10 protein-coding genes are annotated in these 11,963 nt (G+C 69.0%); 1 reads left to right on the top strand and 9 read right to left on the bottom strand.

Going from position 1 to position 11,963, the window contains the following annotated elements; all coding sequences use genetic code 11:
- Positions 1–160: 160 nt before the first annotated feature.
- The 9 genes from pssA to C1N81_RS13885 all read right to left on the bottom strand — a co-directional run bounded on the left by pssA (position 161) and on the right by C1N81_RS13885 (position 11,099).
- A complete protein-coding gene (pssA, locus tag C1N81_RS13925; protein WP_394437933.1) occupies positions 161–937 on the bottom strand; it encodes a CDP-diacylglycerol--serine O-phosphatidyltransferase in 777 nt (258 codons plus the stop codon).
- A 61-nt stretch (positions 938–998) separates the two neighbouring features.
- Positions 999–1,655 (bottom strand): phosphatidylserine decarboxylase, encoded by a 657-nt coding sequence (locus tag C1N81_RS13920; protein WP_394429124.1) that lies wholly within the window; start codon positions 1,653–1,655, stop codon positions 999–1,001.
- Between the two features lie 184 nt (positions 1,656–1,839).
- Entirely contained in the window at positions 1,840–3,045 is a 1,206-nt protein-coding gene (locus tag C1N81_RS13915) for an acyl-CoA dehydrogenase family protein (RefSeq protein WP_394429123.1), read from the bottom strand.
- On the bottom strand, positions 3,045–3,557 hold the full coding sequence (locus tag C1N81_RS13910) for a MaoC family dehydratase (RefSeq protein ID WP_394429122.1): 513 nt from the start codon (positions 3,555–3,557) through the stop codon (positions 3,045–3,047). Before C1N81_RS13910 ends, C1N81_RS13915 begins: the two co-directional genes overlap by 1 nt.
- A 6-nt stretch (positions 3,558–3,563) precedes the next feature.
- Complete coding sequence (locus C1N81_RS13905; RefSeq protein WP_361072833.1) at positions 3,564–4,526, bottom strand: HpcH/HpaI aldolase/citrate lyase family protein; 963 nt, start codon at positions 4,524–4,526, stop codon at positions 3,564–3,566.
- The gene (locus C1N81_RS13900) at positions 4,523–6,571 is read right to left on the bottom strand and encodes a protein meaA (RefSeq protein WP_394429121.1); all 2,049 of its coding nucleotides are present in this window, start codon (positions 6,569–6,571) and stop codon (positions 4,523–4,525) included. Before C1N81_RS13900 ends, C1N81_RS13905 begins: the two co-directional genes overlap by 4 nt.
- Before the next feature lie 20 nt (positions 6,572–6,591).
- Positions 6,592–7,929, bottom strand: coding sequence for a crotonyl-CoA carboxylase/reductase (gene ccrA, locus C1N81_RS13895; RefSeq protein ID WP_394429120.1), 1,338 nt, complete (start codon positions 7,927–7,929; stop codon positions 6,592–6,594).
- A 472-nt stretch (positions 7,930–8,401) separates the two neighbouring features.
- Positions 8,402–9,223 carry a TetR family transcriptional regulator gene (locus C1N81_RS13890; RefSeq protein ID WP_394429119.1) on the bottom strand — a complete coding sequence of 274 codons (822 nt, stop codon included), beginning with the start codon at positions 9,221–9,223 and terminating at the stop codon, positions 8,402–8,404.
- Between the two features lie 85 nt (positions 9,224–9,308).
- Positions 9,309–11,099: a 3-hydroxyacyl-CoA dehydrogenase family protein gene (locus C1N81_RS13885; RefSeq protein WP_394429118.1), complete on the bottom strand. Its 1,791-nt coding sequence runs from the start codon at positions 11,097–11,099 to the stop codon at positions 9,309–9,311.
- A gap of 290 nt (positions 11,100–11,389) precedes the next feature.
- On the opposite strand from C1N81_RS13885, the gene C1N81_RS13880 reads away from it, so the two are divergent.
- Entirely contained in the window at positions 11,390–11,962 is a 573-nt protein-coding gene (locus C1N81_RS13880) for an adenylosuccinate lyase (protein WP_394429117.1), read from the top strand.
- The last annotated feature ends 1 nt before the right edge of the window (position 11,963 follow it).

Raw genomic sequence — 11,963 nt, 5'->3', positions numbered from 1 at the left:
GCCCCTCGCCACGCCGCCCAGGGGCGCGGGGACCTGCGCGCCCGGTCACGACGCGACCCGCACCCGTCCCCCCGGCACCCACCCCTACGGCGCGCAGGCGCAAAAGGGTGGGCCCGAGCCGCATCGGCTCGGGCCCACCCTTTTCACGTTCGGCGGAGCGTCAGGACTGGGCCCGCGCCTCACGCCGGTTGTCCCGGAAGTTGTTCACCCGCCGCGCCGTGGCGAACAGCGGAATGACGGCCCCGAGAACGAGCTGCAGCGCACAGCCGGTCTGGAGCAGCAGCTGCCCGCCGGGCGCGTCGAACGCCCAGGCCGCGAGGAGCCCCATGCTGAGCACGATCCAGGACAGCATGGCCACCGCGAGGCGCCCCCGCGGCTTCGGGTACTCGACCCGGCTGACCATGAGCCACGCCGTACCGATGATGGCGAGGAGCGTGGCCACGAACGGCAGCTCGAGCAGCACGATGGAGACGACGGTCAGCGCCCCGAACGGCGACGGCATCCCCTGGAACGTGCCGTCCTTCACGGTCACGCACGAGAACCGCGCGAGCCGCAGCACCACCGCGAGCAGCACCACGATGGCCCCCACCGCCGCGACTCTCTGGTGCGCGTCGTCGGCGACCATGCCGTACACGAGCACGAAGTACGCGGGCGCGAGCCCGAAGCTGATGAGGTCCGAGAGGTTGTCCAGCTCGGCGCCCATCGGCGAGGAGCGCAGCTTGCGGGCCACCAGACCGTCGAACAGGTCGAAGATCGCGGCGGCGAGCATGAGGATCACGGCGGTGGCGGCGGAGTGCCGGGCCATGCCGGAGTCGTTGCTGCCCTGGATGTGCGGGATCAGGATGCCGGTCGTCGTGAAGTAGACCGCCATGAAGCCGCACGTGGCGTTGCCGAGGGTGAGGGTGTCCGCTATCGACAGACGCAGCGAGAGCGGCATCTCCTCCGCGTCGTCGGCCGCGTCGTCGCTCACGGGCACCCAGCCTGCCTGGGTCTCTGGATCAGTCACGGTCAATTCGAGTCACCCCTGCCACGGTCTTCTGGCCGACCTCCACGTCCACCTCGACGCCCTCGGGCAGGTAGATGTCGACGCGCGAGCCGAACCGGATGAGACCGATCCGCTCGCCCTGCTCGACCTTGGTGCCGCGCGGGATGTAGGGCACGATGCGGCGGGCGACGGCGCCGGCGATCTGGATCATCTCGATGTCACCGAGTTCGGTGTCGAAGTGCCAGACGACGCGCTCGTTGTTCTCGCTCTCCTTGTTGAACGCCGGGACGAATCCGCCCGGGATGTGTTCGACGGAGGTCACGGTGCCCGCGAGGGGAGCGCGGTTGACGTGCACGTTCAGCGGGCTCATGAAGATCGCGACGCGGGTGCGGCCGTCCTTCCACGGCATGATGCTCTGCACCACGCCGTCGGCGGGCGAGATGACCCGGCCCTCGGCGATCTCGCGCTCGGGGTCGCGGAAGAACCAGAGCATGCCGGCCGCCAGAGCGGTGGCCGGTACGGCGAGCGCCGCCGCGTTCTTCGAACGGCGCGAACGGGCCAGGCTCAGTGCGGCCGTGGCCACGGTCGGGAGAAGCCACGGCGATGCTCCGCGCGCAAGGCGACCACCGGGGAAGCCGTCGCGAGGTGCAGAGGTTTGGCTGTGGGGCATGGATGACCTTCGTAGCGGATGAGGCCGCGCTGGTTACGGGGGGACGGCGGCTTTTCCGAGGAATGCTATCGGTTGCGAGCCACAACTGGGCAAGCCAGGAAGCCGAGTCGACGGCTGAAGAGTGCTGACGGGGTGTGATCTTCGTTGCGAAGAAAACACCCCGAACTAGGACATCTCGCCAGGCTCAGCCCTGGGCGCGATACTCCTCGAGCAGTCGACGACCAATGATCATTTTCTGGATTTCGGCGGTACCTTCACCGATCAGCAGCATCGGCGCCTCGCGGTACAGACGCTCGATCTCGTACTCCTTGGAGAACCCGTACCCACCGTGGATACGGAACGCGTCCTCCACGACTTCTTTGCAGTATTCGGAGGCCAGGTACTTGGCCATTCCTGCTTCGAGGTCGTTTCGTTCCCCGGAGTCCTTTTTGCGTGCCGCGTTCACCATCATCGCATGGGCGGCCTCGACCTTGGTGGCCATCTCGGCCAACTTGAACTGGATGGCCTGATGCTGGGCGATCGGCTTGCCGAAAGTGTGACGTTGCTGGGCATAGGAGACGCCGAGTTCGAAAGCACGCTGTGCGACACCGCAACCACGGGCCGCCACATTCACGCGTCCGACCTCGACTCCGTCCATCATTTGGTAAAACCCTCGGCCGGTCTGTCCGCCAAGTACACGATTGGCTGGAATGCGTAGCCCGTCCATGATCAATTCGGTGGTGTCGACGCCCTTGTAACCCATCTTGTCGATCTTCCCGGGGATGGTGAGGCCGGGGCGGACCTCACCGAATCCGGGTTCCTTCTCGACGAGGAAGGTCGTCATCGACTTGTGCGGCGCCGTTCCTTCGGCATGACCTTCATCACTCCGAGTGAGAACCGCCACAAGTGTTGACGTTCCGCCGTTGGTCAGCCACATCTTCTGACCGTTCAGGACGTACTCGTCGCCGTCCTTGACCGCCTTGGACGTGATGGCCGACACATCGGAGCCGAGCGCCGGCTCGGACATCGAGAACGCGCCGCGCACCTCGCCGAGCGCCATCCGCGGCAGGAAGTACTCCTTCTGCTCCTGCGTGCCGTGCTGCTTGAGCATGTACGCCACGATGAAGTGCGTGTTGATGATGCCGGAGACCGACATCCAGCCGCGCGCTATCTCCTCCACGCACAGCGCGTACGTGAGCAGCGACTCGCCGAGCCCCCCGTACTCCTCCGGGATCATGAGCCCGAACAGGCCCAGCTCCTTGAGCCCGTCGACGATCTCCTGCGGGTACTCGTCGCGGTGCTCGAGCTCGGTCGCGACCGGGATGATCTCCTTGTCCACGAAGTCCCGCACCGTGGAGAGAATCTCCCGCTGCACGTCGTTCAGGCCGTGGGTCTGGGCGAGTCGGCTCATCACTTCTCCTGGGACTTGAGCTCGGGGCGGCCGGGCTGTTCGCCGCCGCGCTCCTTGATGTACGTCTCGGTGGGCACCATCACCTTGCGGCGGAAGACGCAGACGAGCGTGGAGTCCTGCTTGTAGCCCCTGGTCTCGACGTACACGATCCCGCGGTCGCTCTTGGACTTCGACGGGGTCTTGTCGAGGACGGTCGTCTCGCCGTAGATCGTGTCGCCGTGGAAGGTCGGCGCCACGTGCTTGAGCGACTCCACCTCCAGGTTGGCGATCGCCTTGCCGGAGACGTCCGGGACGGACATGCCGAGCAGCAGGGAGTAGATGTAGTTGCCGACGACGACGTTCTTGCCGAAGTCCGTCGTGCTCTCCGCGTAGTTGGCGTCCATGTGGAGCGGGTGGTGGTTCATCGTCAGCAGGCAGAAGAGGTGGTCGTCGTACTCGGTGACCGTCTTCCCGGGCCAGTGCTTGTAGACGTCCCCGACGGTGAACTCTTCGTAGGTGCGGCCGAATTGCATGGTGTCTTACGCCTCCGGGGCCTCGAACTTCGACGTGCGGCGCATGCCGGCCGCACGGCCCTTACCGGAGATGACCAGCGCCATCTTCCGGCTCGCCTCGTCGATCATCTCGTCGCCGAGCATCGCCGAGCCCTTCTTCCCGCCCGCCTCGGACGTGTAGTACTCGTACGCGTCCAGGATCAGCTCGGCGTGGTCGTAGTCCTCCTGCGAGGGGGAGAAGACCTCGTTGGCCGCCTCGACCTGGCCGGGGTGGAGCACCCACTTGCCGTCGAAGCCGAGGGCGGCGGCGCGGCCCGCGACCTCGCGGAACCCGTCCACGTTCTTGATCTGGAGGTAGGGGCCGTCGATCGCCTGGAGGTCGTTGGCGCGGGCCGCCATCAGGATCTTCATCAGGATGTAGTGGTAGGCGTCGGCGCCGTAGCCGGGCGGCTGCTCGCCGACGACCAGGGACTTCATGTTGATCGACGCCATGAAGTCGGCCGGGCCGAAGATGATCGTCTCGATGCGCGGGGACGCCTCGGCGATGGCGTTGACGTTGTTCAGGCCGCGCGCGTTCTCGATCTGCGCCTCGATGCCGATCTTGCCGACCTCGAAGCCCATCGTCTTCTCGATCTGCGTGAGCAGCAGGTCCAGGGCGACGACCTGGTCGGCCGTCTGGACCTTCGGCAGCATGATGCAGTCGAGGTTGGGGCCCGCGCCCTCGACGACGGTCACGACGTCGCGGTAGGTCCACTCGGTCGTCCAGTCGTTGACCCGCACGACGCGCGTCTTGCCCGTCCAGTCGCCCTCGTTGAGGAACTTGACGATGGTGTGCCGGGCCTCCGGCTTGGCGAGCGGCGCGCAGGCGTCCTCCAGGTCGAGGAAGACCTGGTCGGCGGGGAGGCCCTGGGCCTTCTCCAGGAAGCGCGGGTTCGAGCCCGGGACGGCCAGGCACGAGCGGCGCGGGCGGAGACGGTTGACCTGTGTCATGCGGGGACCTCCAGTGGGTCGAGCTTGTTCGCTAGCCGGATCTCGTCGACGATACGGCCGATGATCTCCGTGATGCCGAAGTCCTTGGGGGTGAAGACGGCGGCGACACCCGCCCGCCTCAGCTCCTCGGCGTCGGCGTTCGGAATGATGCCGCCGACGATGACGGGGACGTCGGTGGCGCCCGCCTCGCGCAGCCGGACGAGCACGTCCGGCACCAGTTCGGCGTGCGACCCGGACAGGATCGACAGGCCGACGCAGTGCACGTCCTCGGCGAGCGCGGCGGACACGATCTGCTCGGGGGTGAGCCGGATGCCCTGGTAGACCACCTCGAACCCGGCGTCGCGGGCCCGGACGGCGATCTGCTCGGCCCCGTTGGAGTGCCCGTCGAGGCCCGGCTTGCCGACGAGGAGGCGCAGCTTGCCGCCCAGCTCGTCCCCTGTACGGCGGACCTTCTCGCGGACCTGGGCGAGCGGTGTGCCCTCCTCGGCGGCGACCGCGACCGGCGCGGACGAGACCCCGGTCGGCGCCCGGAACTCGCCGAACACCTCGCGCAGGGCCTCGGACCACTCGCCGGTCGTGACCCCGGCGCGGGCGCATTCGAGCGTGGCCTCCATGAGGTTCTCGGTGCCGGCGGCGGCCTCCTTCAGGCGCTCGATGGCCTGCTGGGTGGTCGGGTAGTGGAACGGGTCGCCCAGGCCCTGGCGGTCGGTCGACTCCTGGCGTGTGGCGCGCCATTCGCCGATGGCCCGGACGACCCGCGCCTCCACCTGGTGGTCGACGGTCATGATCGCGGCGTCCAGGTCGGCGGTGAGCGGGTTCGGCTCGGTCGACTCGTAGATGTTGACGCCGACGATCTTCTCCTCGCCGCCCTCGATCCGCGCCCGGCGCTCCGCGTGCGAGGCGACGAGCCGGGACTTGAGGTAGCCCGACTCGACGGCGGCCATCGCGCCGCCCATCTCCTGGATCCGGTCGATCTCGGCGAGGGACTCGGCGACCAGCGCGTCGACCTTCTTCTCGATGACGTGGGAGCCCGCGAAGATGTCCTCGTACTCCAGGAGGTCGCTCTCGTGGGCGAGGACCTGCTGGATGCGGAGCGACCACTGCTGGTCCCAGGGCCGGGGGAGGCCGAGCGCCTCGTTCCAGGCGGGCAGTTGGACGGCACGCGCGCGTGCGTCCTTCGACAGCGTCACGGCCAGCATTTCGAGCACGATCCGCTGGACGTTGTTCTCCGGCTGCGCTTCGGTGAGGCCGAGCGAGTTGACCTGGACGCCGTAGCGGAAGCGGCGCTGCTTCGCGTTCTCGATGCCGTACCGCTCGCGCGTGATCTGGTCCCAGATCCGCCCGAACGCCCGCATCTTGCACATCTCCTCGATGAAGCGGACGCCCGCGTTCACGAAGAAGGAGATCCGGGCCACGACGTCCCCGAACTTCTCGGCGGGGACCTGCCCTGAGTCGCGTACGGCATCGAGAACGGCGATGGCGGTGGACATCGCGTACGCGATCTCCTGGACCGGTGTGGCCCCCGCCTCCTGGAGGTGGTACGAGCAGATGTTGATCGGGTTCCACTTGGGGATGTGGGAGACCGTGTAGGCGATCATGTCGGTCGTCAGGCGGAGGGACGGGCCCGGCGGGAAGACATGCGTCCCCCGGGACAGGTACTCCTTGACGATGTCGTTCTGCGTCGTGCCCTGCAGGGCCGCGATGTCGAGGCCCTGCTCCTCGGCGACGACCTGGTAGAGCGCCAGAAGCCACATCGCCGTGGCGTTGATGGTCATCGAGGTGTTCATCCGGTCCAGGGGGATGTCCTGGAAGAGCCGCCGCATGTCACCGAGGTGCGAGACCGGCACCCCGACCCGGCCGACCTCGCCGCGGGCGAGGATGTGGTCCGGGTCGTAGCCGGTCTGGGTCGGCAGGTCGAAGGCGACCGACAGACCCGTCTGCCCCTTGGCGAGGTTGCGCCGGTACAGCTCGTTGGACGCCTCGGCCGTGGAGTGGCCGGCGTACGTGCGCATCAACCACGGACGATCTTTCTGACGCTCAGTCATGAGCCCATGCCCTCCCGGTCTCAGACGTTGCGGAAGCGGTTGATCGCGTCGATGTGCCGGGCGCGCTTGTCGTGGTCGCGCACGCCGAGACCCTCCTTGGGCGCGAGCGCGAGGACGCCGACCTTGCCCTGGTGGAGGTTGCGGTGCACGTCGTACGCGGCCTGGCCGGTGTCCTCCAGGGCGTAGGTCTTGGAGAGCGTCGGGTGGATCTTGCCCTTGGCGATCAGGCGGTTGGCCTCCCACGCCTCGCGGTAGTTGGCGAAGTGCGAGCCGATGATCCGCTTCAGCGACATCCACAGGTAGCGGTTGTCGTACTCGTGCATGTAGCCCGACGTGGAGGCGCAGGTGGTGATCGTGCCGCCCTTGCGGGTGACGTAGACCGAGGCGCCGAAGGTCTCGCGGCCCGGGTGCTCGAAGACGATGTCGATGTCCTCGCCGCCGGTGAACTCGCGGATGCGTTTGCCGAAGCGCTTCCACTCCTTCGGGTCCTGGGTGCGCTCGTCCTTCCAGAACTTGTAGCCCTCGGCGTTGCGGTCGATGATCGCCTCGGCGCCCATCTTCCGGCAGATGTCGGCCTTCTGCTCGCTGGAGACGACGCAGATCGGGTTGGCGCCGCCCGCGAGCGCGAACTGCGTGGCGTAGGAGCCGAGTCCGCCGCTGGCGCCCCAGATCAGGACGTTGTCGCCCTGCTTCATGCCGGCGCCGTTGCGCGACACCAGCTGCCGGTAGGCCGTGGAGTTCACCAGGCCGGGCGCCGCCGCCTCCTCCCAGCTGAGGTGGTCCGGCTTCGGCATCAGCTGGTTGGACTTGACGAGCGCTATCTCGGCCAGGCCGCCGAAGTTCGTCTCGAAGCCCCAGATGCGCTGCTCGGGGTCGAGCATCGTGTCGTTGTGGCCGTCGGAGGACTCCAGTTCGACGGAGAGGCAGTGCGCGACGACCTCGTCACCGGGGTTCCAGGCGTTCACGCCGGGCCCGGTGCGCAGGACGACGCCCGCGAGGTCGGAGCCGATGATGTGGTACGGCAGGTCGTGGCGCTTGGTCAGCTCGCTGAGGCGGCCGTAGCGCTCCAGGAAGCTGAACGTGGAGACCGGCTCGAAGATCGAGGTCCACACCGAGTTGTAGTTGACCGAGGAGGCCATGACGGCCACGAGGGCCTCGCCGGGGCCGAGTTCGGGCACCGGCACCTCGTCCAGGTGGATCGACTTGCGCGGGTCCTTCTCGCGGGAGTCGAGCCCGGCGAACATCTCCGCCTCGTCCTTGTGCACGGTGATCGCGCGGTACGAGTCGGGCAGCGGCAGGGCGGCGAAGTCGGCAGACGTGGCGGTCTGCGACTGAATCGCGTCCAGGATTTCCTTCACGGTGGTGCCTCCGGCGGTGAGCGTCGAGGGAAACGCTGAGTCGGGGTGGTGTGGCTGCGGATGAGGGGTGGTGCGTGCCGTCGGTTCGGCGGGGTGGTGCGTGGCAGCGCTTGGTGTGGCGCGGAAGGGTGCCTGTGACGCAGGCGTCCGGGCGCGCACGCCACGTCGGTCGTGGTGTGCGGGGACAGCCGGCGTACGGAAGTTCTCTGCACGCCGGCCGCCCGGACTTCCTTCAACGTATGGCACACCGTGACAGCTGGCAAGGCACTCCGTGCCACAAATTTCGCTCAGGTGTCATGTTTGAGCAACAGGTGAGCGATGATCGATCATTCGAGGTCAGGGGCTGGTTACCGCCGCGTAGAGGGATCGATGATCGATCAGTGGCGTCCGGTGCCGGTCGCGGCGGGCATGCAGAAGGCCCCTGACGTGGCACTCCGTGCCAGGTCAGGGGCCTTGCTCGTACAGGGTTGCTCTAGCGGTTCCTGAGGGCTTCCTCGATGGTGCGCATGACCTCCGGGAGCGGCGCGTCCGTGCGCGCCACCGTCACGAGGACCTCGCCCGAGTGCGACACCTGCGCTGCCGGGGGAGCGGCGGGGGTGCGGCCCGCCCCGATGCCGCTGCCGAACGTGCGGCGCACGATGGCGAAGGCGTGGTCCAGCTGCGCCTCCACGTCGCCCTGGCCGCCCGCCCGCAGCCAGCGGCGCAGGACGTGGTTGTGGGCGGTGACGACGGCGGAGGCGGCGACCTCGGCGAGCAGCGGGTCGTCGTTGCCGTCGTGGTGCGCCTGCTCGTCGAAGTGGCCGAGCAGATAGCGGGTGAAAAGCCGCTCGTAGCGGGAGACCGAGGCGATCTCGGCCTGGCGCAGCGTCGGCACCTCGCGGGTCAGTTGATAGCGGGCCACGGCCACCGCGGGCGCCCCCGCGTACATCTTCATGACTTCCTTGATGCCCCGGCAGACGGTGTCCAGCGGGTGCTCCAGGGGCGGCGCCGCGTTCAGGACCGCCTCGGCGCGGACCAGGGTGTCGTCGTGGTCCGGGAAGATCGCCTCTTCCTTCGAACGGAAGTGGCGGAAGAAGGTGCGGCGCGCGACGCCCGCCTGCGCGGCGATCTCGTCGACCGTCGTCGCCTCGTACCCCTTCGTGGCGAAGAGCTCCATCGCCGCGGCCGCCAGCTCACGGCGCATCTTGAGCCGCTGGGCGGCCGCCCGGTTGCCGGCGGCGCTCTCCGGGGCGTCGGTCGTAGCGGGGGTACGGGAGGACTGGTCGGCCTTGGGCATGGACCGAACGTACTGCATGTACGTTCCAAAAGGCTCCCCGGTGAGCGGGCCGCCCGAGGCTCCGAGCAGCCCGCCCCACCCGTTTCCGGTCCCGGGGTCCGGCTCAGCGCCGGGCATATTCGCGGAAGCCACGTCCCGTCTTGCGGCCGAGGCAGCCCGCGGCCACCAGGTGTTCGAGCAGGGGCGCCGGGGCGAGGCCCGGGTCGCGGAACTCGCGGTGCAGCACCTTCTCGATGGCGAGGGAGACGTCCAGGCCGACCACGTCGAGGAGTTCGAACGGGCCCATCGGATAGCCGCCGCCGAGCTTCATCGCGGCGTCGATGTCGTCGAGCGTGGCGTAGTGCTCCTGCACCATCTTGACCGCGTTGTTCAGGTACGGGAACAGCAGAGCGTTCACGATGAAACCGGCGCGGTCCCCGCAGTCCACCGGGTGCTTGCGGATGGCGACGGTCAGGCCGCGAACGGTGGCGTGCACGTCGTCCGTGGTCAGGACGGTCCGCACGACCTCGACCAGCTTCATCGCCGGGGCCGGGTTGAAGAAGTGCATGCCGATCACGTCCTGCGGGCGCGCGGTGGCGCGGGCGAGGGCGACGACGGGCAGCGACGAGGTCGTGGTGGCGAGGATCGCGCCGGGCTTGCAGACCTTGTCGAAGACGGCGAACAGCTGCCGCTTGATCTCCAGGTCCTCGGCGACGGCCTCCAGGGCCAGATCGACGTCGGCGAACGCGTCGTAGGTCCCCGCGGGCGTGATGCGGGCCAGTGTCCGGTCCGCGGCCTCCGCCGTCATCCGGCCCTTGGCGACCGAGCGCGAGAGGGACTTCCCGATCCGCGCCCTGGCCTTCTCCGCCTTCTCCTCGCTGCGGGCGGCGAGGACGACGTCGTAGCCCGCCTTCGCGAAGACCTCGGCGATCCCGGACGCCATCGTGCCCGAGCCCGCGACGCCGACGGAGCGGACGGTGCGGGTCGGTCCGGCGGTCGCGCCGTCCGACGGGGTCAGGGCGTCCGGCACGACGACCGGGCTGCCCGGCTCCTCGTACGTGTAGAAGCCGCGGCCCGCCTTGCGCCCGGTCAGGCCCGCCTCGCTGAGCTGCTTGAGGACGGGCGCGGGCGCGTGCAGCCGGTCGTGCGACTCCGCATACATGGCGTCCAGGACGGTGCGCGCCGTGTCGACGCCGATCAGGTCGAGCAGCGCGAGCGGACCCATCGGCAGGCCGCACCCGAGCTTCATCGCGGCGTCGATGTCCTCGCGGGAGGCGTACTTGGCCTCGTACATCGCGGCGGCCTGGTTGAGGTAGCCGAACAGCAGCCCGTCGGCGACGAAACCCGGCCGGTCGCCCACCGCGACGGGCTCCTTGCCCAGTTCGAGCGCGAGGTCGGTGACGGCGGCGACGGCGACCGGCGCGGTCAGCACGCTGGACACCACCTCGACGAGCTTCATCGCCGGGGCCGGGTTGAAGAAGTGCAGCCCGATGACGCGCTCGGGCCGCGCGGAGTCGGCGGCGAGCCGGGTCACCGACAGCGCGTTGGTGCCCGTCGCGAGGATGGTCCCGGGACGCACGATGTCGTCGAGCGCGCGGAAGATCTGCTGCTTGATCTCGTACGACTCCGGGGCGACCTCGATCACCAGGTCGGCGTCGGCCGCGGCCCGCAGATCGGTGAACGTACGGAACCGGGCGAGCAGTTCCGCCCGCTCCTGCCCGGTGAGGTGCTCGCGGCGCACCGCACGCGCCGTCGAACCTTCCAGGGCCACGACCGCCTGCGCTGCGGCGGCCTCGCTGATGTCGATGCCGATGACCTCGCGGCCGGCGCGGGCGAGGACCTCGGCGATGCCGGTGCCCATGGTGCCCAGGCCGACGACGGCCACGGTAGAGATGCGGGACAGGGGAGCGTCCATCCGGGAACTCCAGAGGTGAGGGTGGTGTGCCGTGCCAACTGCACCGCTGCGCACGGGAGATGCGACCGGCCCTGTCCCGGAGCCAGGTCGTGCTGGATTGCGTCGGTAGCGCGTACCGAACCGACCGCACTCGCGGCGGCTGCGTCACCAGGCCGCCCTGAGTGGTACTGCGGGAAGTGTGCCCCGCTCAGATGAGATTAACCAGTGGGTAACGAGCGCGCCAGCCCTCGTCGTTGCCCAGTCGCTGTGATCTACGTCGCCGCAGACCCCCCGCGTCTACCCTCGACTTCATGGACGAAGAGTCGCGAACGGTGACGGAACGCATCCGGAAGGAATCCGGCGGGACGCCCGCCTTCGATCAACTGGCCGCCACGCGTGACCCGGAGGAGCTGGCCGCGGTGCTCACCGCGCCGCAACAGCCTCTCTGGGCTCGCGAGTTGGCCGCCTACCGGCTGGGCATGGCCGGTGACAGCCGTGCCTTCGAGTCCCTCGTCCTGCTCCTGAACCACCGCGATCCGGAACGCTGCGCCGCCGCGGCACAGGCGCTGGCCGCCCTGCGCGACCCGCGCACCGCCCGCGCGGCGGCGGCCCTCGCCACCAACGAACTGCGCGTCGCCTACGCCCTCCACCCGGTCCGTCTGCTCACCCAGCTGAGAGCGCCCGAGTCGGCCCCGGCCCTGATCACGACGCTCCGCCGCCGCCTGGCCCCGCACGACCCGTACCGCAAGGTGGCGCTGGCCTGCGTGGAGGGGCTCGGCAGCCTCGCGGACCCGCGCGCCCGCGAGGTCCTCACGGAGGCGGCGACGCACCCGCGCCTGGCGATGGCGGCGGCGGCGGCCCTGGCCCGCTTACCGCAGGGCTGAG

This window comes from Streptomyces sp. SGAir0957, assembly GCF_043523415.1.
This window is presented reverse-complemented; position numbering and strand designations above follow the sequence as displayed.

What these genes read in the sequence shown, in the direction of transcription:
- C1N81_RS13890 (WP_394429119.1), bottom strand. Translation starts at nt 9,223, where the DNA reads ATGCAGTACGTTCGGTCCATGCCCAAGGCCGACCAGTCCTCCCGTACC.
- pssA (WP_394437933.1), bottom strand. Translation starts at nt 937, where the DNA reads ATGCCGCTCTCGCTGCGTCTGTCGATAGCGGACACCCTCACCCTCGGC.
- C1N81_RS13880 (WP_394429117.1), top strand. Translation starts at nt 11,390, where the DNA reads ATGGACGAAGAGTCGCGAACGGTGACGGAACGCATCCGGAAGGAATCC.
- C1N81_RS13905 (WP_361072833.1), bottom strand. Translation starts at nt 4,526, where the DNA reads ATGACACAGGTCAACCGTCTCCGCCCGCGCCGCTCGTGCCTGGCCGTC.
- C1N81_RS13885 (WP_394429118.1), bottom strand. Translation starts at nt 11,099, where the DNA reads ATGGACGCTCCCCTGTCCCGCATCTCTACCGTGGCCGTCGTCGGCCTG.
- C1N81_RS13915 (WP_394429123.1), bottom strand. Translation starts at nt 3,045, where the DNA reads ATGAGCCGACTCGCCCAGACCCACGGCCTGAACGACGTGCAGCGGGAG.
- C1N81_RS13920 (WP_394429124.1), bottom strand. Translation starts at nt 1,655, where the DNA reads ATGCCCCACAGCCAAACCTCTGCACCTCGCGACGGCTTCCCCGGTGGT.
- C1N81_RS13910 (WP_394429122.1), bottom strand. Translation starts at nt 3,557, where the DNA reads ATGCAATTCGGCCGCACCTACGAAGAGTTCACCGTCGGGGACGTCTAC.
- C1N81_RS13900 (WP_394429121.1), bottom strand. Translation starts at nt 6,571, where the DNA reads ATGACTGAGCGTCAGAAAGATCGTCCGTGGTTGATGCGCACGTACGCC.